Origin of the sequence: Nocardioides sp. dk884, assembly GCF_009557055.1 — a bacterium.
Classification (GTDB): domain Bacteria; phylum Actinomycetota; class Actinomycetes; order Propionibacteriales; family Nocardioidaceae; genus Nocardioides.
This window is the reverse complement of record NZ_CP045649.1, coordinates 2660214-2680660: the sequence shown is the minus strand read 5'-3', so window position 1 is coordinate 2680660 and position 20447 is coordinate 2660214. Positions and strand designations below refer to the sequence as shown.

Genomic DNA, 20447 nt, shown 5'->3' with positions numbered 1-20447 from the left:
GCGGCCGGGTCGTGGTCATTTGCCGTCTCGGCGCCTGAGGCGCGGATCACCTTGCGGCTTCCTTGAGGGAAAGGCCCGGGTCCGCAGGGTCCCGGCTTGAGGTCGAAGCGGCAGAGTTCTGTCCATCGAGAGAACAGCTCCACCCGACCACACCCCAGGAGGTACGCCGTGAGCACGACCGCACCGGTCCACCCCGGCAGCCACCGCCGCACCGAGCGTCCCGCGGCCACGCCGTCCGAGACCGAGAACGCCGGCAGCCTCCGCCGGGTGATTCGCGGGACGTTCAACGCCCTGGTGACCGTGATCCTGCTGATCGCGCTGGTCGGGTTCCTGTTCCTCGCGATCGGTCCGCACCTGCTGGGCTACCGCACCTCCACCATGCTCACCGGCAGCATGGAGCCGATGATCGCCCCCGGCGACGTCATCGTGATCAAGGAGGTGCCGGCCACCGAGCTCGAGGTCGGGGACGTCGTCACCTACCGCATCCCGGTCGAGGACCACCGCGTCGAGACGCACCGCGTGGTCGAGGTGACCAAGGTCGACGGCAGCATCGCCATGCGCACCAAGGGTGACGCCAACAAGGGCGCCGACCCGTGGACCGCCATCATCGAGGGCGAGACGGTGTGGGTGGTCGACCAGGTGGTGCCCCACATCGGCAAGGCGATCCGTGTGCTGCACACCCCATGGGTCAGCAAGGGCGTGCTGTGGATCGCCGTGGGCGGCATGATCGCGCTCGGCTTCCTGCAGATCTGGGGTCGCCCCGACGACGAGTCCGAGGTCTCCGAGGAGACCGACCCTGACGAGGACGGCGCGCCGTGACCGTCATGGACGACACCGCGTTGGACGTCGGAGTTCTCGAACGCCTGGTCACCGACCTGGGGGACCGGGCGTTCGTCGCCTCGCTGGTCGGCCGGTTCGAGGGCCTGCTCGAGCGCCGGCTGCACCGGATCGCCGCCTCCCTCGAGAGCGCCGACGCCGACGCCGCGATGGACGCGGCGCTCAGCCTGCGCGCCTCGGCCGCCACCATCGGCGCGCTCGAGCTGCTCGATCTCGCTTCGCGCGTCGAGGACGACGTACGCCGCCACGACCTCGCCCACGCTGCCGCTGAGCTGCCGCGGTTGCACGCCGCGGCCCACCGCTGCCGCGATGCCCTCGGGAGCTACCTCGAGCGGGCGGACGGCTGAGTCACGCGCTCCGGTCTCAGACCGGGGACTCCATGCGGTAGCCGACCCCGCGCACGGTGCGCACGAACTTCGTGGCCTTGTCCTCGCCGAGCTTGCGGCGCAGGTTGCCGATGTGGACCTCGACGAGGTGGGTGTCGGAGGCCCACTCGGTGTCCCACACCGAGCGCAGCAGCGCCTCGCGGGTCCAGACCCGGGCCGGCGTGCGCATCAGCTCGGTCAGCAGGTCGAACTCCGTGCGGGTCAGCGAGAGCTCCTGGCCGTCACGGAACGCCCGACGACCGTCGACGTCCACGCGCAGCGGTCCGTGCTCGAGGACCTCGTGGCCGGTGCCGTTCACCGGGGCGACGGTCGCGGCGGGCTCCGGGCCGCGGCGCGGCCGACGGAACATCGCGTTGACGCGCGCCTTGAGCTCGTGGACGTCGAAGGGCTTGGAGATGAAGTCGTCGGCGCCGGTCTCCAGGCCGATCAGCCGGTCGATCTGCTCGTCGCGGGCGGTGATCATCACGACGTAGGCGTCGCTGAACTCGCGGATGCGGCGGCAGGTCTCGATGCCGTCGATGCCGGGCAGTCCCAGGTCGAGGGTGACCAGGTCCGGGTCGTGCTCGCGGGCGTGCTCGACGCCCTCGATCCCGGACCCCACTGCCGTCACCGCGAACCCCTGGGTGGAGAGCGTGAACTCGATCAGCGATCGAATGTCCTCGTCGTCCTCCACCACCAGTGCCTGACGCTCTACCCCCGCAACGCTCCCCATTCGCCACATCGTGCCAGACCTTGAGAATTCCTTGAGCACGACCCACGGGCGACTTGAGGACCGCCGGTCAGAGTGGACCCATCAGGCCGCACCACCGGGTGCGCGCCGCTGCCGAGAGGTGACCATGACCCCGCTGACCGACCGCCTACGCCGGGCGATGACGCTCGTCTTGGTCGTCGCGGGACTGGTCCTGGGTCCGCAGCTGGCGTTTGCGACCTTCGGGTCCTCGAGCGCTGCGCCGGTGATGAGCGTCGGGACGGCGACGATGGTGGCGCCCAGCGGCGTCACGGGGACTTACGATTGCGCTCGTTGGTCGATTGTGCGGGCCCCGATTGTGGAGGTCACCGGCCTCGCTGATGGTGGCCCCGACCGGACGAGGTCCTACGTCTACACCTTGTCGAACGTCCGTAACGGGCAAGACGAGCCCACTGTCGTCGATACGGTGACCTCGCGGAGCCTGCCCTCGCAGCGGACTCCTACGACGCTGAGGGACCCGCGGGGGGTCGGCGACCCCACACCCAACGACGTCTGGACCCTCCGGATCACCGTCAAACTGGACAGCGGCTGGGAGAGTGCCCCCTACATCAGGCAGATCACTTGCCGGACACTCGTGGGGTCCGGCAACCTCTGACCCCCCGCCGGGCCGGCGCTCAGTCCATCCCCGGGATACGGACTGCGACGCCGACCGGCGCGACAGGGTGTCTGGACAAATTTGCCCAGCCCCGTCCGCGGCGAAACCCGTGCGCCCCGTCACGCGCCGCGCGTGCGGCTCAGCCGACGGCGTCGGCCAGCAGCGCGGGTAGCACCCGCAGCTCCAGCAACGGCGCGAGCGCGACGTCGGGGGAGGCCGGGTCGATCCAGCGGGCCTCGGCGATCTCGGCGGCCGCGACCGGCGTACCGCTGGTGGAGGCGGTGAAGATCGTGGACTCCACGATCGCGCCGGGCTCGTTGGCAGCCGGTGCCTCGAAGCAGCCCAGCTCCTGGACGCCGGTGAGCTCGAGACCCACCTCCTCGCGGGTCTCCCGCAACCCGGCGGCCAGCGGGGTCTCGCCCGGCTCGAGCTTGCCGCCCGGCAGCTGGAACAACTGACTGCTCGCCTTGCGCACCACCAGCAGCTGACCCCGCTCGTCGCGCACGCACATGCCCGCCACCACGATCCGCTCCGGCTCCGGCTCCGGCTCAGGCGCCGACGCCGGCGGCTCGGTCAGCACTCGCAGCGCCAGCGCCGTGGTCGACCCGACCCCGAGGAAGTCCACGACGCGTGCCACTCGGTCGTGGTCGAGGGGGAGCAGCCCGCGCGAGCCCGGCACGTCGGGGGTGAGCCCGAGGTCGAGGTCGGTGCGCCCGGACATGATCGCGAGGTTGAACTGGTAGCGCTCGCGGGCGCCGGGCGCGGTGAGCCGCTTCAGGAGCGTGGACCCGATGCGGCGCAGGCCGTGCTCCTCGCAGTAGGAGTCGAGGGTCGCGACCAGATTGGCGCCGCCGCAGTGGTCGATGTCGGCCCAGACCGCCTGCATCGAGCCCATCTGCGAGAGCAGCAGCGGCGCGGTCTTCTCGCCGATCCCGGGCACCCCCGGCAGGTTGTCGCTGGCGTCGCCACGCAGCGCGGCGAAGTCGAGGTAGTGGTGCGCGGCCACGCCGTACAGCGCCTGCAGGCGGGCGGGGTTCAGCAGCGGCGAGGCGGAGATGCCGCCGTTGATGAGCCGCAGCACCTGGGTGTGCTCGCTGATGTGGGCGAAGGAGTCACGGTCGGAGGTGATGAGCACGCAGCGCCAGTCGTGCTCGACGGCCCAGGCCGCGGCGGAGGCGTTGACGTCGTCGGCCTCCAGTCCGGGCGGGGTCAGCGTGAGGAACCCGAGCGCGTCGAGCAGTGCCCCGGCGCGGTCGAGCTGGTCGACGAGGGTGGCGTCCTTCGCCGCGCGCCCGGCCTTGTAGCTGGGGTAGAACCGCTCGCGCTGCGAGGTCACCCGGTCGTCGAGGCCGAAGATCAGGGCGTCGGGGGCGAACAGGTCGATGGCCTCGAGGATCTGGCGCAGCATCCCGTGCAGCGCCCAGGCCGGTCGGCCGTGTCGGTCGCGTAGGTCGGTGTGGGCCCGCGCGTGGTGGTGGCGGTGCAACAGCGACGGCGCGTCCACGGCGAGCAGCAGGCGGCGCTCACCGGACGGGGACTCGGACGTGGGCGTGGGGCTCTGAGCGGGCGAGGGATGGGTGTGCATGGCCGCTCGTACCTTACGTGGCCGCGCCCCCAGGACCCTTGTCGGTGACGGGCGTCACGTGGTCTGCTGTGCCGGCCCGTCCCCCTCAGAAGGAGCCCGCCAGTGTCGATCCGTCTCGGGAGGATGGTGGCCGCCGCAGCGGCCGCCGTCCTGGTCCCACTCGTCTCCCTGCCCGCCACGACCGCTCACGCCGCCGCGGCGCCGACCGCCGAGGCGCCGTTCGCGGAGGAGGAGCTGCCCGCCTTCTACCGCGCCCCCGCGACCCTCCCGGCCGCCGACGGCGACCTGGTGCGCAGCGAGCCGATGCGCTTCACCCTCGACCCGGCCGGCGGCGCCCGGATCGCCCTGAGCACGACGCGGGTGCTCTACCGCTCGACCGACCGCACCGGCACCCCGCACGCTGTCTCCGGCACGGTGCTGGTGCCGAAGGCGCCGTGGATCGGCCCCGGGCGCCGCCCGGTGATCGGGTACGCCGCCGGCACCCAGGGCATCGGCGACACCTGCGCTCCCTCGCGCCAGCTCAGCGAGGGCTTCGAGTACGAGAGCATCTTCATGGCCGGGATGCTGGCCCGCGGCTGGGCGGTCGCGCTCACCGACTACGAGGGCCTCGGCACCGCCGGCATGCACACCTACATGGACCGCGAGTCGCAGGGCCGCGCCGTCCTCGACGCGGTGCGCGCCGCGCAGCGCCTCCCCGGCTCCGGCCTGAGCAGCAACAACCCGGTCGGCCTCTACGGCTACTCCCAGGGCGGCGCGGCCGCGGCGTCGGCCGCCGAGCTCGCCTCGTCGTACGCCCCCGAGCTGAAGGTCCGCGGCACCGTCGCCGGCGCGGCCCCGGCCGACCTCACCCAGCTGCCCGGCGCCATCGACGACAGCCTGTTCTCCGAGTTCAGCTGGTACGCCATCATCGGGCTCACCGCCAGCTACGACATCGACATGGGCCCCTACCTCAACGACGCGGGCCGCGAGATGTACGCCGAGATGGCCGACAACTGCGTCTTCGACCTCTTCGGCAGCGCCTTCACCAGCTCCGCCGACTACACCGCCGACGGGGCCTCGCTGGCCGACCTCATCGAGCGCGAGCCGTTCCGCACGATGATCGACGACCAGCGCATCGGGCGGCGTACGCCCTCCGCGCCGGTGCTGATCACCCACAGCCGCCTCGACGACGTGGTGCCGTTCGCTGTGGGCGAACAACTGGCGCGCGACTGGTGCGCCAAGGGCGCCAAGGTGCGCCTCAGCCCCAACGTCACGCCCCTGCACGTCGGCGGGATGCTGAACAACGCCACCGAGGTCTACGCGTTCTTGGAGGCGCGGTTCCTCTCGCTGCCGGCCGCCTCCTCGTGCGGTCGCCTGTGACAATGGCGGCGTGCAGATCGTCGCCGGAGACCAGCGTCATCTCAGCGCGGCCGCGCGGCTCCTGGAGCTCTCGTTCCCACCCGAGCTCCGGGTGCCGCGGCCCCGGCTGCAGGAGAAGCTGGAGTCCGGGGCGGCGCGGCTGAGGGTCGCCGTCGAGGCCGAGCAGGTCGTCGGCTGCGCGGTCCTCCGCTCGCTGCCGCTCGCGGCGACCTGCCTGGACTACCTCGCGGTCGACCCCGACGTGCGCTCCGGCGGAGTCGGGCGCGCCCTGCTCGACGACGCGGTCGCGGCGGCGGGGGAGCGCGGTGACGACTGGCTGGTCCTCGAGGTCGAGCCCGAGGACAGTCCCGCCGCCGACCCGGCGTACGGCGACGCGGCGCGGCGGATGCGGTTCTACCGTCGCGCCGGCGCCTTCGCCGCCTGCACCGGGTACGCCGCCCCGGACCTGGCGCGCGGGTCGGGGCTCGTCGACCTCGAGCTGCTCGTGATCGCGGCCGGGCCCGGGGCGTCCGGGCCGACGATGAGCCAGGTCGTGGACTGGACCCGCGCGCTGTGGGGGCCCGACGGCTACGGCCGTCCGGCGGACGACCCGGACCTGCGCACCGTGCTCGACCGGCTCGGCTACTGAGCGCACCGTGGTTGGGTGCCCCCGATGTGGGGCGGATGGGGCACATGGTGCATGATTGACCTCGCACCTGCGGACGTAGCTCAGTTGGTAGAGCGCAACCTTGCCAAGGTTGAGGTCGCGAGTTCGAGTCTCGTCGTCCGCTCCAGAGCAGCAGCCCCCAGCCGGTCGGCTGGGGGCTGTTGTGCTGTTCGGGGTCGTCGTGGGCGCCGGTCACGTCCCCGGCGAGTACGTCATGCAGTCCGCCTCGTCCCCGCCCCAGGCGATCGTCACCGAGTCGGCGTGGCACAGCAGATCGTGGTTGTGGACGCAGTCGGCGCGCTGGCAGGCCCCGACATGGGCGCGCACCGTGGGCAGGCCGCCGCTGACGCCGAGCGAGATGAACGTCGCGCAGGTCGCGTGATCGCCGGTGCTTCCGACGGTGATCGCGTCCGCCGTGCAGCCGTCGTGGTTGAACGAGCAGGTCTCGACACTGCAGGTGCCGACATCGGCCATGGTGCTCATCGGGAGACCTCCGGGGTTCGCGGGGTGGGTCTTCCACCGTGCGCCCCCGGTCCGGTGCTGTCCAGGCAGGAGAGGCTTCCCTCACCTTGGGTACGGCGGACCACCCGGTTACCGTGGCCGGTCGGGCCACCTCTGCGGCGGAGGGGGCGGGGCGCTCCGGACGGGTATGCCCCGGCTCAGAGGAGTGGCCAGCCTCTGGAGGAGCAACGCATGCCCCGACGTCTGACCGTGCCCGCGACCCGCACGCGAATCCGTGGCCGGGCCCTCGGACTGCTCGCCGCCGTGACCGCCGGCTCCGTGCTGGTCGCCGTGCCGGGAGCGGCCGCAGCCGACCAGGTGCCCACCCCCACTCCGCCGGACGGCGTGGGCACCGCCGGTCCGCCGTACGACTACACGACCGAGCTGATGGGCCAGTTCCCGTTCATCCCGCTCAAGGAGCAGGCGCGGCTCACCCGCACCGCCCACGGCTACCGCTACGAGACCGGCCAGCAGGACAACCGGATCACCCTGCGGCAGCACGGCAACCGGATCAGGATCACCGACACCGGCACCCAGCGCTTCAAGCGGCTGCCCGGCGCCTGCAAGCGGATCAAGGTACGCCGCGGGGTCAGCGCATCCTGCCGCCTGCCCGAGTCCAGTTCCCGCAAGCCGGTGCTGCTGGAGATCTGGCCGCGCCTGGGCGACGACCACGTCGACGCCTCCACGCTGCCGGCCTCGTTCGCGGTCACGGTGCTCGGCGACGCCGGCAACGACCGGGTGCGCTTCGGCGCCGGCGACGACTTCTTCAACGGCCACACCGGCGTCGACCGGGTCTGGGGCGGCGGTGGGCGCGACTGGATCCGGGCCGGCTCGGGCAACGACGTGATCCACGGCGGCGACGGGCGCGACCAGCTCATCGGCCAGGACGGCCGGGACCGGCTGTTCGGCGACGCCGGGGACGACCGGGTCGGCGGCGACGACGGGAACGACCGGCTGTGGGGAGGCAGCGGCCGCGACTTCGTCCTCGGCGGCAACGGGCGCGACACGGTCTGGACCGACGGCCGCGACCGGCTGCTCACGACCGAGGTCGTCCGCCGCCGCTGAGCCGGCCGCGTCCTCGTGGTCGGGCGTCGCGGCGATGAATGAGCGAGGCAGGTGCGGTCCACCCAGACATGGAGACCATCAACCTCGCGGAGCTCTACCACTCACCGACCATCAGCTGGGAGGCGGTGCGCGAGCGGTTGGAGTCCGACCTGGAACCCGCGGCGAACGACCCGGGGACCCGGTCGGGCAACCGCGGCCCCCGGCGTTACACCTGCTGGCTGCACAGCCTCAACGCCGACGGGAGCCCGCACGCCAACGCGGTGGGTGCGATCTGGTGGGACGGGCGGTTCTGGTTCGTCACCGGGCTGGACACCCGCCGGGGGCGCAACCTCGCCCGTGACCCGCGCTGCGTGCTCGCGGTCAGCCTGCGCGAGCTCGACCTGGTCCTCGAGGGCCGCGCGGCGCTGGTGCGGGACCCGGCGCTGCTGGAGCGCCTCGCCTCCCGGTGGGCCGAGGAGGGCTGGCCGTGCGAGGTGGACGCCACCGCGGGCGCCCTCACCGCGGCGTACAGCGCCCAGTCGGCCGGCCCGCCTCCCTGGCACGTGTTCGGCATCGACACCACGTCCGCCCACGGCGTCGAGGTCGTCGAGCCGTACGGCGCGACGCGCTGGAGGTTCTAACGCCACGGGGAACGCCGAAGGGGCGGGGGCCGCTGGGCCCCGCCCCTTCGTGGTGGTGCTACGTGCTCAGACCCCGGCCGGCTCCAGCGCCGTGTCGCCCGGACGGGCGTCGGTGTCGTCGCTGTCGCTGTCCGCCGACTTCTTCGGACGCTCCGGGCGGTACCGCGGACCCATCGGGGCGGGCGGTCGTGCGGAGGCGCGGTTCACCCACGGGTCGACGACCAGCAGGTTGAGCGCGAGGCCGGCGGCGCCCCAGATGGCCAGCACCAGCAGGTTGCCGCCCACGCCGCTGCCGTCCAGGTAGACCAGCGAGCGGGCGATGTCGACGGCTGCCGGTAGCGGCAGGATGTCGGCGAGCGGGCGGAAGAACTCCGGGACCATGTAGATCGAGAGCCCACCGCCGGAGGCCGGGACGCCGGCGAGCATGACCACGATCATCACCGGGACCAGCGCGCCGAGACCGAACAGGCGGGTGAACACCGCGCTCGCCCAGCCCACGGCGAAGACCGTGAACGCGCCGTACCCGATCATCGCCAGCGCGTGGCCGTTGACGGCGCCGATCAGGACGTCGAAGAGGAACCACAGCCACACCGAGATGCCGACCGACCAGCCCGCGAGGAGCGGGACCAGGCGACGGGTGCGGGTCAGGTCCGGGGCACCGCCGCGCATCACGGCGAAGAAGAGGAAGCCCGCCATGATCCACGACATGCCGACGTAGAGGCTGTTGCTGCCGTTGACATCGTCCTCGCTCAGCGGGGCGATGTCCTCGACGACGAGCTCGGCGCCGCCCTCGGCCGCGACCGCGCTGAAGATCTGGGTCGCGACGGTCTGCTGGCTCATGCCCGCACCGCTCGCCGTCAGCAGGGTCGGCGACTCGCCGGCCGCGGTCGGCAGCACGTAGGCGGCGACCAGCTCCTGGTCGATGATGAGGTCGTTGGCCTCCTCGACCGACTCCACGACCCGCAGGTCGGTGATGTCGCCCATGCTCTCCTCGAGGGCGGTGATGACCTGCTGGGCCTGCGCCTCGGGGGCGACGACGGCGACCGGGAGGCCGGAGACGTCCGGCTTGTGCATGGAGATGCCCATGACGGTGACGACCGTGACCATGATCGCCAGCGGGAAGAGCGCGACCGCGACCAGCCGGGTGCGGTAGCGGGCCACCGGGCCACCGGCGAGCGCAGGCAGGGGAGCGTCCGGGGCGGTGTAGAGCGGACCGCCGACGACGAGCTCGCCGGACTTGCGCTCCTTGAGCGTGGCCAGGGCGAGCGACACGACCAGCCACACGGCGAGGGTGAGGACGTGACGCCATACGCCGTTGCCCTCGAAGTAGAGCACCGAGCGCAGCGCCTCGCCGGCAGCGGGCAGCGGGAGGACGCCGTGGAGCCAGCCGAAGAAGCCCGGCATCGTGTCGACGGACATGGCGAGGTTCGAGGCGGGCATGCCCAGCACCACCCACAGCAGCATGCCGAGCAGCACCGCGAACGGGCCCATCACCTTGGTGAACAGCAGCTGCGCGGTGGTCACGGCGACCACGGCGAGGGTGCCGATGCCGAGGAACAGCGGGTAGTGCCCGGACACCGCGCCGACGATCGGGCCGAGGATCAGCCAGATCAGCGAGCTGGTCAGCACACCCCAGCCGAGCGCGAGCGGCAGGAACCGGCGCACGCGCAGCAGGTTCGGCGTGCCCGAGATCAGTCCGCTGAGCGGCACGTAGCCGGCCAGCATCATGCCCATCGCGGCGAACAGCACGAGGGTGCCCGTGCCGTCGCCCTCGGTCAGGGGCGCGTGGTCGACGGTCTCGACCTGCCAGCCCTCGGCGACCGCGGCGGGGGAGAGCAGCTGGGTGACGAGGGAGGCCTGCGAGGCGCCGCCGCCCATCGCCTGGTGGACGGCCGCGACGTTGTCGCGGCCCGGCATCGTGATCGCGCCGACGATCTCCTGCTCGAGCATGAGGTCCTCGACGGTGTCGTCGTCCGCGACCACCCGCACGTCGAGCGCGCCGTCGGAGCCGGCCTCGAGGCCCTCGGCGAACGCGGTCGCCGCCTCGCCCTGACCGACGACCGCGACCGGCAGGTCACGGGGTGTCGGCTCGTGCATGGTGCCCATGTACGTCGCGTACATCATCGTGACCATCAAGAACGGCATCACGAACAGGGCGATGATGCGGCCCTTGCGCTCGGCCGGCGTCTCGGGCGGGGGCGGGGGGTACTTCTCGGTGGTCGCGACGGGTCCTGCGCTCAACGTGCGTCTCCTCGGGGGCGACCGGCCGCGAGGGAGGGGCGGACGGTCGCGAGTCAGCGGGGTCTGGAGCGACCCACCCGTCCAGAGTAAGTCAGATGGCGTAAAACGGGGAAAGTCCGTACCGTAACCGTCGTCACTGGTCGGTGGGAGGAGCCCCCCAAATGCCCCGAGTCGACGCGAGCCAGTCCCTGCTGGACGCCGCCGAGCGGCTCTTCGCCGAGCAGGGCATCGCTCACGTGTCGGACCGCAAGATCGCCGAGGTCGCCGGCAACAGCAACCACTCCGCGGTCGGCTACTACTTCGGTGGGCGGGCCGGCCTGCTGCGGGCCCTCATCGAGCGTCACCAGCGCGCCCTGGATCCGCTGCGCGAGGCCGCCATCGCGGAGTCCGACTCCCTGGTGGACGACATCCGGTCCCTCGTCGTGCCGCTCACGACGGTGCTCGCGCAGCTGCCCATCCCGAGCTGGCGGGCCCGGTTCCTGGACCAGGCTTTCCACGACCCCGCGATCGCGGAGATGCTCGGCGACGCCGACGACCTCATCCGGGCCGGGGTGCAGGTCTATGACTCGATCGAGGCCCGGCTGTCCCACCTCGATCACGGGATCGTCCGGGCTCGTGCCTCGCTGATGGGGCACATGGTCGCCACGGTCTGTGCCCGCATCGAGGAACGGGTCCAGGAGAGCGGGGACACCACGGAGTGGAGGGCGGCCGCCGACTTCCTCAGCGACGCGATCGCCGGGATGCTCCAGGCGCCGATCACGCACTGAGCCGGGCGGCCCGGCCGGTTGTGTTTCACTGGATGGGCCGGTGCGCCGCCTTGGCCGGTCACTCCATCCAGCAATCCGGCTGAGGGTCGTGGTCGCGTGAACTATCTGGTGAGCGTCATCTTCCGTGCCATCCCGCTCGCGATGATGGGGGTGTGCGTCGGCTTCGGCCTCTACGTCGCGAACGCGGGGGACCAGCCCGGCAACTTCGTCGCGGGACGCGTCGTGACCGCGCTCGGCGCGATCTGCCTGTGCCTGTTCTGCACGGCCGCGACGATCATCCGTCAGCTGATCGGGCGGTTCAACGCCGTGGACCGGGTCGTCTACCCGGCGCTCGGCTACCTGGTCGCTGCGATCACCGTGGGCTACGGCGTCTCGGTGTTCGCCGGGGAGTCGGGCGCCGGCCAGAACGACCACTACGTCGCCGGGCACGTGGTGTTCGGGATCGGGCTGATCAGTGGCTGCGTGGCCACGGTCGCGACGGCGTCCACGAAGTTCTCCCTGATCCCGGCGAACTCCCGGTTGCCGGTGGGGGAGCGGACCCCGCCCGCGGGTGCCTTTCCGCGCTCCGCGGTCACCGTGATGGCAGCGATCCCGGTGGTGCTGGCCGTGGTGGCCTGGGGGTTCGCGATCGTCAACCTGGCGATGACCACGTCGCCCGCTCGCTTCACGGTGGGTCACGTCGTCGCCGGGCTCGCGATGATCTGCACCAGCCTGATCGGGCTGGTGCTGAGCATCCTGCGCCAGATCCAGGACGACTACGGCCCGCGGGACCGATCGCTATGGCCCGGGCTGGTGATCGCGATGGGCACGCTCAGCCTGGTCTGGGGTGTCGTCCTGCTCGTGCTCGACCGCGAGCCGTACTACCGCACCCCGGGGTTCGTGATGATCGGGCTGGGCCTGGTCTGCTTCAGCATCCTCAGCAAGGTCGGCCTGCTCGCCCTGGTCTGGCGCCACACCTTCGCCCTGGCCAACCGGGTGCCGCTGCTCCCGATCGGCACCGCGCTTGCGTGCCTGTTCCTGGCCGCGTTCGTGTTCCAGGCGGCGCTCACCGACACCAACGTCTTCATCGCCGCGAGGGTGCTGGTCGGGCTCGGCGCGATCTGCTTCTCGCTGTACTCCATCGTCTCCATCTTGGAGAGCGGTACGTCGTCCTCCGACTCGTGAGGAGGCGGCGCTCGGGTGGAGCAGCGCGAGCGTGTCGGCGCCGGGGCGGGCCGGTGGACCCGGGCGGCGACCGGCGACCTCAGCTGAACGGCGTCGTCGGCCGCTGCTGGGTGATCCCGTCGACGGTGAGGTCGACCCGCTCGTTGTAGAAGGCGATCCGGCCGGCGATCTTCTCCACCGCAGGCAGCGGGTCGGCATAGCACCAGGCGACGTCGGTCGCGGCGGTGTGCCGGGGCAGGCTCCAGTAGCTGTCGGTGGTGCCCTTGTAGGGACAGATGCTGCGGGTAGGAGTCGGCTCCAGCGCGTCGAGGGCCACGTCCTCGCGGGGCAGGTAGTAGCGGGTCGGCAGGCCGGTCTCGAGCAGCAGCACCGGGCGGCTGCTCTCCGCGAGGCGTACGCCGTCGAGCTCGACGAGCACGTGCCGGCTGCTGGCGAGCGCCTCGACGCGCTTGTGCGGGTCGCGCGGGTGCATGAGGACCGTCTCGTCCTCCTCGGTCCAGCGGTCCAGGACCCCGGGCTGCCAGCTGAGGATCAGCAGGTCGGCGAGCGCCGGGTCGTCGCGCACCCAGGCGGCGTGGGGGACCGTGCGGTCGCCGAGCACCACGTCGTACCACTGCGAGACCGGGCCGTGGGGCCCGAAGAACGGGTGCTTGCCGCGCGGCTCGTCGCTCGCCGGGCGCAGGACGTCGGTGCGGACGTGGTGGCGGGGGAACGCGTAGCCGGGGACGGGAAAGCGGTCCTCCCAGAACAGCAGCGGCTGCCGGCTGTCGACGACCACCTGGTCGTCGAGGTAGGCGCGCACCCACTTGTCGATCGGTTCGGTCCGCACCGTCATCGTGTGCCTCCTCGCCTCCAGCGTGGCACGGGCGTGGGGGAGGTGTCTTTCGGCGCAATTGCTGGGAAAAACACCGGTCCGGGGCGGCGAGGTCAATCGGTGGAAGCAACGGTCATGCTGCTGCCGGGTTGGCGAGCAGCTCGGCCAGCGCTTGGGCTGGGGTCCGTAGGTCCAGGGTAGGGCGGGGTCGCTTGTTCAGGGTCGCGGCGATGCGGGCGAGGTCGTCGGCACTGTGGGTTGAGAGGTCGCTGCCCTTCTCTAGCCAGAACCGGAGGAGTCGGTTGGTGTTCTCGTTCGACCCGCGCTGCCAGGGCGAGTGGGGGTCACAGAAGAAGACCGGCATCTCCAAGGCGGCCTCGACATCGCGGTAGTTAGCCAGCTCGCTGCCGCGGTCCCAGGTCAGCGAACGACGCAGATGCACCGGCAGCTGACCCATCTCGCGGATCATCGCCTGGGCCACTGACTCTGCGTCGTGGCGACCGGGCAGGTGCAGCAAGAGCACGAACCGCGTCGAGCGTTCGACCAGGGTCCCGACCGCGGAGCGGTTGCCGGCACCGAGGATCAGGTCACCCTCCCAGTGCCCGGGCACGGCCCGGTCAGCGACCTCGGCGGGGCGTTGGCTGATGGTGAAGGCCTCGCGGTACAGCCCTTTCCTGCGCCCGTCGGGGTCGGCGTGCGGCTTGCGTGCGCGGCGTTTGGTCAGCAGCTGCGCGGCCAGGTCCTTGCGCAGGCTCCCGCGGGTCTGGACATACAACGCCCGGTAGATCGTCTCGTGCGACACACGGGCCATCCTCGCTGCTGGATCGTGACCGGGGTGGGCGTGGCGCAGCATCGACGCGATCAGTCCTGGCGACCACCCGTCGTCCATCCAGGTCTCGATCCGACGACACAGCCCGGGGTTCTCGATCAGCTTGAACGCCTTGGGTCGGCGTCGCCGTTCGTGCGCGACACGATGCGCGATCGGGGCCCAGTAGGAGCCGTCGGGGCCGCGGTTGCGCGCGACCTCGCGAGAGACCACCGACTTGTCGCGCCCGATCAGTGTCGCGATCCGGGTCAACGCCCACCCTGCACGCAACCCTGCCGCGATCACCGCACGGTCCTCGCTGCTCAACGCCCGCCGTCGGCGTGGGCCTTCTTCGGGATTGCGTATCCCTGGCACTCCTACGGGAGCGCTTCCGGGCAGGCCACCGATCGCACCGAATTGGATGACTGGGCTCACAAGCCCCGAGGATCGCCACCAGTACGTCGCGGTTCGATGCGACACACCGACCCGATCCGCGGCAGCCTGCAGCGCGAACCCACCACAGACCAACGCGAAGAACTCCTCACGAACCTCGTACGGCACGTACCGCCTGCCCATCGCAACACCACCATCACTCGGCGTTGCTTCGACCGATGGACTCCGCCGGCCGGCGGAGGTGCTTTTCCCAGCAATTGCGCGGTTACGGACGCCCCCGCACCGCCGCGGCGGCCAGCGCCGCGCCGGGGAGGTCCCCCGCACGACCGACGCTCAGCAGCGGGGGATGCTCGCGCGCGTCATCGTGCCGCCGAGGCCGCCCACACCGACCTCCGAGATGCCGGAGCCGACGACGTCCCCGCGGGTCAGGCGCAGGGACTTCGTGGCGGACTGCTTGCCGGCAGCGGCGCGCACCTTGACGTAGGTCTCCTTCCCGCCGCGGTAGCGGTAGAGCAGGCCGATGTGGGTGTGCTCGGCCTTGCGGTTGTCGAGGCGCACGCGAACCCGCAGGTCCCCGCCGTCGAGGGGGACCTTGCAGACCAGGACGTTCCCGCCGTGCACGAGCGCGCCGCTCGTCCAGGCCGCCTGGGCGGGAGAGGCGAGCAGGGTGCCGGCGCCCAGGACGGACGCCACGACCGTGGTGGCCGCCGCCCGTCGGAGGGAGGCGCGGGCAGGGACATGGAGGGGATGAGGCATGCCAGGGTCCTACCCCTCCGAGGAGGGGTTCAGACCTCCGTGAGTACGGCGAGCACGGGCCCACCCCGCCGCTCGGGCGCCGATGCCGCCGCCGCCGGTGACCACAGGGTCAGGGGATGCTCCGCCTGACCTCGCAGCTCTGCCCGACGTCACGGCCGGAGCCGCCGTCGCAGCGGTCGCGGCTGGTGCCGCCCACGAGCACGTCGCCTCCGGTCCCACCGGAGATCCGGTCGCGCCCGGAGAAGCCGCGCAGGATGTCGGCGCCGTCCTCGCCCCGGATGTTGTCCGCGCCGTCGCCACCGTTCACCCAGTCGCCGTCGTCGCCGGCCAAGATGGTGTCGGAGCCCGGCCCGCCGTACACCAGGTCCGCGCCGCCACCGCCTCGGATCACGTCGGCGCCGGCATCGCCGCACAGCACGTCGCGCCCGTTGGTGCCGACGAGGACGTTGTTGCCGGCGCCGCCCACCCGCGTGCAGCGCGGGGCGACGGTGATGTCGTCGACGACCTCCTGGAGCTCGACGGGCACACCGTCCGCGGTGACGTAGGTGAGGACCGCTCGGTCGAAGACGCGCGCGTCGGCGTACCTGATCACCTGGTCCATCGTGGAGTTGGCGTTGACATTGACGTCGACCACCCCGACTTGGGACTGGCCTCGGAAGACCTGGAGCCGCGCCTTCGAGGTGGTGTTGACGCGCTCGGGGTTGTCGTTGCCGAAGGCCATCGCGATGCCCGTGGTCGGGCGGGTCAGTCGGATGTCGAGCCCGGCCGTGGGCGTGAACAGGGCGACGATCGCCTGGCCGTTGCTCAACGTCGAGAAGTCGTCGACATAGACCGGTCCCCCACCGGTCTCGCGGAAGTTGACGTCCGGCGTCGCCACGCTCACGAAGCCGGGGGCCTTGGTTCCGGGGGCGTCGCCGGTGAAGTCGATGACGGTGTCGGTCGGGACGACTGCGGCAGCCGGACCGGCGCCGAGCAGCGCCCCCGCGACGACGGCCGCCAGCGACGTGGACACGACGGCGGCGGTTCTGATCGTGGTGTGCATGGGAACCCCTTCCAATCTCCTCTCCTCGGCGCCGGACGACGCCTCCCACCATCGAAGGGCGGTCCTCGAGCAGGGTCAGCGGTGACCGCGGACCTCCCCGAGATCAGGGACGGCGGCGTTCGCTGGGTGAAAGGCAAGCGGAAAGAGGGGCAGGCTCAGCGCCGGCCGAGCACCTCGAGCACCGGCCCGCCCCAGCGCTCGAGCTTCTTCGGCCCGATCCCGGCGACGTCGAGCAGCTGCTCGGCGTCGCGCGGGTTGCGCTCGGCGATCGAGACCAACGTGCGGTCCTGGAGGATGAGGAACGGCTGCAGACCAAGGGCCGTGGCCTGCTCGCGGCGCCACGCGTGCAACGCGTCGAAGCGGTCCCGGGCCGCGGCGTCGAGGTCGCCGAGGACGACCGGAGCGGCGGTGCGGGTCGGCGTACGCGTGCGGCCGCGGGCGGTACGACGACGCGAGCGCGTCGCGGTCGCGCGTCGCTTCCGCGCCCGGGTGGCCCGCGGTGCCGGGGCCGCAGCGACCGGCTGGTCGCGGCGCAGCTCCACCCGGACCTCCCCGCGCAGCACCGGCGCCGAGGTCGGGCTCAGGTGCAGCGTCTGCCGGCCCCGGACGTCGCAGGCAAGGTGGCCCTGTGTGAGCAGCTGTCGTACGACGGCGCGCAGCCGCTCCGCGGGCACCTCCACCTCGCCCAGGTGCTCGAGCAGACCGGCGGTGTCGACCACCCGCCGGTCCTGGGCGAGCTCCGCGACGGCGCCGAGCAGGGCCTGGGCAGCAGCCGTGGCGTCGTACGCCGCGGGCGGGGCGGTGCAGGTGTCGCACCTCCCGCAGCGCTCGGGTGCCGGCTGGGCGAAGTAGGCCAGCAGCTGCCCGCGGCGGCACTGCAGGGTCTCGCACAGCGCGAGCATCGACTCCAGGTTCGCGGCCTGCACCCGGCGCTGCGCCACGCCGCCGGGCGAGCGCGCGATGAAGCGGCGCAGCTGGGCCACGTCGCTGGTCCCGTAGGCGAGCCAGGCGGTGGCCGGGCGACCGTCGCGCCCGGCGCGGCCGGTCTCCTGGTAGTAGCCCTCGATCGACTTCGGCAGGTCCAGGTGGGCCACGAAGCGCACGTCGGGCTTGTCGATGCCCATGCCGAAGGCGATGGTCGCGACCACGACGAGCGGCTCGTGCTGGAACCGGGCCTGGGCGGCGCTGCGGACCTCCGTCGGCATCCCTGCGTGGTAGGCGAGCGCCTCGATGCCGTGCGCGGAGAGGAAGGCGGCGGTCTCCTCGACCGAGCGCCGGGTGAGGCAGTAGACGATGCCGGAGTCGCCGACGTGCTCGCGGGCGAGCAGGTCGAGCAGCTGGCGCCGCGGCTCCGCGTCCTTGGCCACGATCCGGTACTCGATGTTGGGCCGGTCGAAGGACGCCACGAACCGGCCCTCACCGGCCGGGCCGAGTCGCAGGTCCAGCCGCTCGGCGATCTCGGCGGCGGTCGCCGCGGTGGCCGTGGCCGTGAGGGCGATCCGCGGCACGTCGGGGAACCGCGCGGTGAGGCGGGAGATCGTCAGGTAGTCGGGGCGGAAGTCGTGGCCCCACGAGGCCACGCAGTGAGCCTCGTCGATCGCGATCACGCTGATCGGCGCCCGGGCCAGCAGGTCGAGCGTGCCCGGCGCGGCGAGCCGCTCGGGAGAGAGGTAGAGCAGGTCGAGCTCGCCGGCGGCGTACGCACGGGTGACCTCGCGGCGAGCGGTCGGGCCGAGGGATGAGTTCCAGAACGCCGCGCGGATCCCGAGCGCGCCCAGGGCCGCGACCTGGTCGTGCATGAGCGCGATCAACGGCGAGACCACGACGCCGGTGCCAGGTCGCACGAGCGCGGGGACCTGGTAGCACAGCGACTTGCCGCCGCCGGTCGGCATCAGGACCAGGGCGTCGCGCCCGGCGACGACGGTCTCGACGATCGCGGCCTGCTGGCCGCGGAACGCGTCGTGCCCGAACCGGGTCCGCAGGACGTGCAGGGCGGTGTCGGCGTCGGGCACGGGCGTCAGCGTCTCGCACCGACCACGGACGGACCGCCACCGGGGTGGCGGCCCGTCCGGGTCAGAGCGTCAGCGGACGCTGGTGACCGTGACGCTGGGGTCCGCCGCGTCGCCCGTCGTGTAGACGTACGTCGCCGCGGCACTGTCGCCGAGCTGGGCCCGCAGCCAGAGCGCCGACCACCGGGCAGAGGTGGCGATGCTCGCGGCCTGGGTGCTGGTCTGGGCGCTGGTCTCCGCCTCCGCCCCGCTGGGGTTCTGGACGTTGGTGATGCCGTAGTGGTTGGCACCGGAGACCCGGACGATCTGCTTGCGCCCGTTCGCGATCTTGGCGTAGGTCTTCTCGGCCTGCGCCGGCTCGGCCATGCCGTCGGACTGCCCCTGCACGAGCTGCACCGGGATCTGGTTGTCGATGCTCGGGTAGATCCCCAGGATCGCGTTGTTGGTCCCGTAGAACGAGCCCGCCTTCACCGCCGCCGGCAGGTCGAAGGAGAGGGTCGTGCAGAACGGGATGGAGCACGTGTCCTCGGCGATGGACAGCCCGGTCGCACCTCCGAAGGAGTGGCCGAGCAGGACCATCGTGTCGGTGTCGATGCGCCCGTGCAGCGGCGAGGACGCCTTCGCGTTCTCGGTCGCCATCCACGACAGCGTCTCCCCGACCTGGCTGGTCGAGGTGTAGTAGTCGGTGTCGAAGAAGTTCAGCCGGCGGTGGTTGGGGGTCACCACCACGAAGCCGTACGACGCGACCGCCGCGGCGTACTGGCTGTAGTGCTGGCGGTGCACCTTGCCGCCCTGGAGCAGCAGCGCGACCGGCAGCTCGCCGGTGGCGTTCGTCGGGTAGTAGACGCTGGTGCCGTCGTTGGTGATCTGCGACTGGTAGGTCGAGACGGCCGCGGGCGTGATCGGGGATGCGGTTTCCGCGGTGGCCGTGCTCGGCGCCGCCAGCCCGAGGAGGGCGGTGAGCACCAGGGCCGAGAGTGCGCGCGTCGGTAGGGCGCGAAGTCGTGACATGGTCGTCCTTAGGTGGGGGGAGTGCCTGCGCCGCAGCGGCAGGCAGGTGACGAGGGTCAGCGGATCGGCGCGGCGAGCGGCAGGCTGCGGTCGACGAGGTCCTTCACCTTGGCCCCGCAGGTGGAGACGACCGCCGCGTCGGTGCAGTAGTACGCCGCGGTGCGGGTGCCGGTCGCGAGGTCCTTGGCCCACGTGGAGCCGAAGTCACGCAGCCGCGCGGTCTGGGTGCTGTTGGCCGAGCAGCCGGCGCCGGCGATGCCGATGATGTCGGTGTTCTCGCCCTCGACGTCGATGTGGCAGCTGCCGCCGACCGGCACGCCCAGGGTGTACTTCTCCCACACGAGCTGGAGCCCGACGTAGGGGTTGGCCAGCCCGATCAGCGCCTCGTGGGCGTTGTTGAAGCTGTTGGTCAGGCTCGGGCGGGCGGTCACGGCCAGCACCTGCCGGTTGCCGCCGTCGGAGATCGCCTGCAGGTTGGCGGTGAAGCCGCCGGCGGCGACGGGGTCGAACAGGACCGCGCCGGCGAGATTGCCGTAGCCGTTGGCGTCGAGGCGGGCGCCCAGCGCGCTCGCGAAGTGACCACCGGCGGAGTGCCCGCCGACGATGTACCGGCTCGGCAGCGCCTTGCCGGCCGGCGGGGCGAAGGTGCGCGCGGTCATCAGGTCGCCCAGGTCGCTGGCGAGCTCGGGGTTGCCGGCGGTCATGTCGCCGTTGACGCAGAGCACCATCACGCCCTTCTCGGCGATCGCCTTGCTGGTGCCGCGCAGGTGGCCGCAGCCGCGGGTGAACCCGTGGTTGAGCACCATCAGCGCCGAGGCCGTGGAGTTCGGCAGGTACCAGTCGACGCTGTGGCTGGTGCCGTCGATCACGAGCTGGGTGTTGACGCACCTGCTGGTCGACGAGCTGTAGTTGTTGCACGCCTGCTCCGCGGCCTGCGCCGTCGGCGCCATGCCGACCAGTCCGCTGAGCATCGTGCCCGCGGCCAGCAGTCCGGCGAAGAGAGCCCGCTTGTTCTTCTTCACAAACATCCTCCGATGGTCGTGATGCGGCGTCGTACCGCATCCCCACGCGGAAGGTAGGGCCGTCAATGCATAGAAGGATAT

20 protein-coding genes and 1 tRNA gene are annotated in these 20447 nt (G+C 71.9%); 10 read left to right on the top strand and 11 right to left on the bottom strand.

Going from position 1 to position 20447, the window contains the following annotated elements:
- Nucleotides 1–168 precede the first annotated feature (168 nt).
- A complete protein-coding gene (locus tag GFH29_RS12920; protein ID WP_194289088.1) occupies nt 169–819 on the top strand; it encodes a signal peptidase I in 651 nt (216 codons plus the stop codon).
- Nucleotides 816–1184, top strand: a complete 369-nt coding sequence (locus GFH29_RS12915; RefSeq protein WP_153324232.1) for a hypothetical protein — start codon at nt 816–818, stop codon at nt 1182–1184. Before GFH29_RS12920 ends, GFH29_RS12915 begins: the two co-directional genes overlap by 4 nt.
- 16 nt (nt 1185–1200) lie before the next feature.
- Here GFH29_RS12915 and GFH29_RS12910 read toward each other — a convergent pair whose 3' ends face one another.
- Nucleotides 1201–1896, bottom strand: coding sequence for a response regulator transcription factor (locus tag GFH29_RS12910; protein WP_267128521.1), 696 nt, complete (start codon nt 1894–1896; stop codon nt 1201–1203).
- 163 nt (nt 1897–2059) lie between these two features.
- Here GFH29_RS12910 and GFH29_RS12905 point away from each other — a divergent pair, with 163 nt between their 5' ends.
- Entirely contained in the window at nt 2060–2566 is a 507-nt protein-coding gene (locus GFH29_RS12905; protein WP_153324230.1) for a hypothetical protein, read from the top strand.
- A gap of 139 nt (nt 2567–2705) precedes the next feature.
- Here GFH29_RS12905 and GFH29_RS12900 read toward each other — a convergent pair whose 3' ends face one another.
- On the bottom strand, nt 2706–4151 hold the full coding sequence (locus GFH29_RS12900; RefSeq protein WP_153324228.1) for an NUDIX domain-containing protein: 1446 nt from the start codon (nt 4149–4151) through the stop codon (nt 2706–2708).
- A gap of 102 nt (nt 4152–4253) precedes the next feature.
- Here GFH29_RS12900 and GFH29_RS12895 point away from each other — a divergent pair, with 102 nt between their 5' ends.
- The 3 genes from GFH29_RS12895 (at nt 4254) to GFH29_RS12885 (ending at nt 6283) form a co-directional block, all read left to right on the top strand.
- On the top strand, nt 4254–5510 hold the full coding sequence (locus tag GFH29_RS12895; protein ID WP_228387473.1) for a lipase family protein: 1257 nt from the start codon (nt 4254–4256) through the stop codon (nt 5508–5510).
- Between the two features lie 10 nt (nt 5511–5520).
- The gene (locus GFH29_RS12890) at nt 5521–6138 is read left to right on the top strand and encodes a GNAT family N-acetyltransferase (RefSeq protein ID WP_153324227.1); all 618 of its coding nucleotides are present in this window, start codon (nt 5521–5523) and stop codon (nt 6136–6138) included.
- Nucleotides 6139–6207: 69 nt separating this feature from the next.
- Nucleotides 6208–6283: transfer RNA gene (locus GFH29_RS12885), tRNA-Gly, on the top strand.
- Between the two features lie 65 nt (nt 6284–6348).
- Here the strand turns inward: GFH29_RS12885 and GFH29_RS12880 are convergent.
- Nucleotides 6349–6639: a DUF1540 domain-containing protein gene (locus tag GFH29_RS12880; RefSeq protein ID WP_153324225.1), complete on the bottom strand. Its 291-nt coding sequence runs from the start codon at nt 6637–6639 to the stop codon at nt 6349–6351.
- 210 nt (nt 6640–6849) lie between these two features.
- Between GFH29_RS12880 and GFH29_RS12875 the strand changes: the two genes are divergently transcribed.
- Nucleotides 6850–7722 (top strand): calcium-binding protein, encoded by an 873-nt coding sequence (locus GFH29_RS12875; RefSeq protein ID WP_153324223.1) that lies wholly within the window; start codon nt 6850–6852, stop codon nt 7720–7722.
- A gap of 38 nt (nt 7723–7760) precedes the next feature.
- Nucleotides 7761–8342: a pyridoxamine 5'-phosphate oxidase family protein gene (locus tag GFH29_RS12870; protein WP_228387472.1), complete on the top strand. Its 582-nt coding sequence runs from the start codon at nt 7761–7763 to the stop codon at nt 8340–8342.
- A gap of 66 nt (nt 8343–8408) precedes the next feature.
- Here GFH29_RS12870 and GFH29_RS12865 read toward each other — a convergent pair whose 3' ends face one another.
- Nucleotides 8409–10583, bottom strand: a complete 2175-nt coding sequence (locus GFH29_RS12865; protein WP_153324222.1) for an ABC transporter permease — start codon at nt 10581–10583, stop codon at nt 8409–8411.
- 161 nt (nt 10584–10744) lie between these two features.
- Here GFH29_RS12865 and GFH29_RS12860 point away from each other — a divergent pair, with 161 nt between their 5' ends.
- Complete coding sequence (locus GFH29_RS12860; protein ID WP_153324220.1) at nt 10745–11350, top strand: TetR/AcrR family transcriptional regulator; 606 nt, start codon at nt 10745–10747, stop codon at nt 11348–11350.
- A gap of 96 nt (nt 11351–11446) precedes the next feature.
- Nucleotides 11447–12514, top strand: a complete 1068-nt coding sequence (locus GFH29_RS12855) for a DUF2776 family protein (protein ID WP_153324218.1) — start codon at nt 11447–11449, stop codon at nt 12512–12514.
- A 79-nt stretch (nt 12515–12593) separates the two neighbouring features.
- Here GFH29_RS12855 and GFH29_RS12850 read toward each other — a convergent pair whose 3' ends face one another.
- From GFH29_RS12850 to GFH29_RS12820, 7 genes are all read right to left on the bottom strand, one after another.
- Complete coding sequence (locus tag GFH29_RS12850; protein WP_153324216.1) at nt 12594–13349, bottom strand: DUF427 domain-containing protein; 756 nt, start codon at nt 13347–13349, stop codon at nt 12594–12596.
- Nucleotides 13350–13461: 112 nt separating this feature from the next.
- Entirely contained in the window at nt 13462–14460 is a 999-nt protein-coding gene (locus GFH29_RS12845) for an IS30 family transposase (protein WP_267128520.1), read from the bottom strand.
- 399 nt (nt 14461–14859) lie between these two features.
- Nucleotides 14860–15282: a hypothetical protein gene (locus GFH29_RS12840; protein ID WP_153324214.1), complete on the bottom strand. Its 423-nt coding sequence runs from the start codon at nt 15280–15282 to the stop codon at nt 14860–14862.
- A gap of 109 nt (nt 15283–15391) precedes the next feature.
- Nucleotides 15392–16324, bottom strand: coding sequence for a calcium-binding protein (locus GFH29_RS12835; RefSeq protein ID WP_153324212.1), 933 nt, complete (start codon nt 16322–16324; stop codon nt 15392–15394).
- Between the two features lie 155 nt (nt 16325–16479).
- Complete coding sequence (locus tag GFH29_RS12830; RefSeq protein ID WP_228387471.1) at nt 16480–18336, bottom strand: RecQ family ATP-dependent DNA helicase; 1857 nt, start codon at nt 18334–18336, stop codon at nt 16480–16482.
- Nucleotides 18337–18405: 69 nt separating this feature from the next.
- The gene (locus tag GFH29_RS12825; protein ID WP_194289106.1) at nt 18406–19299 is read right to left on the bottom strand and encodes an alpha/beta hydrolase family protein; all 894 of its coding nucleotides are present in this window, start codon (nt 19297–19299) and stop codon (nt 18406–18408) included.
- A gap of 101 nt (nt 19300–19400) precedes the next feature.
- Nucleotides 19401–20366, bottom strand: a complete 966-nt coding sequence (locus tag GFH29_RS12820) for an alpha/beta hydrolase (protein WP_153324208.1) — start codon at nt 20364–20366, stop codon at nt 19401–19403.
- Nucleotides 20367–20447 lie beyond the last annotated feature (81 nt).

Excerpts from the sequence above, each read along its gene's own strand:
- GFH29_RS12905 (WP_153324230.1), top strand. The coding sequence starts at position 2,060 with ATGACCCCGCTGACCGACCGCCTACGCCGGGCGATGACGCTCGTCTTG.
- GFH29_RS12900 (WP_153324228.1), bottom strand. The coding sequence starts at position 4,151 with ATGCACACCCATCCCTCGCCCGCTCAGAGCCCCACGCCCACGTCCGAG.
- GFH29_RS12880 (WP_153324225.1), bottom strand. The coding sequence starts at position 6,639 with ATGAGCACCATGGCCGATGTCGGCACCTGCAGTGTCGAGACCTGCTCG.
- GFH29_RS12875 (WP_153324223.1), top strand. The coding sequence starts at position 6,850 with ATGCCCCGACGTCTGACCGTGCCCGCGACCCGCACGCGAATCCGTGGC.
- GFH29_RS12870 (WP_228387472.1), top strand. The coding sequence starts at position 7,761 with ATGAGCGAGGCAGGTGCGGTCCACCCAGACATGGAGACCATCAACCTC.
- GFH29_RS12860 (WP_153324220.1), top strand. The coding sequence starts at position 10,745 with ATGCCCCGAGTCGACGCGAGCCAGTCCCTGCTGGACGCCGCCGAGCGG.
- GFH29_RS12850 (WP_153324216.1), bottom strand. The coding sequence starts at position 13,349 with ATGACGGTGCGGACCGAACCGATCGACAAGTGGGTGCGCGCCTACCTC.
- GFH29_RS12840 (WP_153324214.1), bottom strand. The coding sequence starts at position 15,282 with ATGCCTCATCCCCTCCATGTCCCTGCCCGCGCCTCCCTCCGACGGGCG.
- GFH29_RS12835 (WP_153324212.1), bottom strand. The coding sequence starts at position 16,324 with ATGCACACCACGATCAGAACCGCCGCCGTCGTGTCCACGTCGCTGGCG.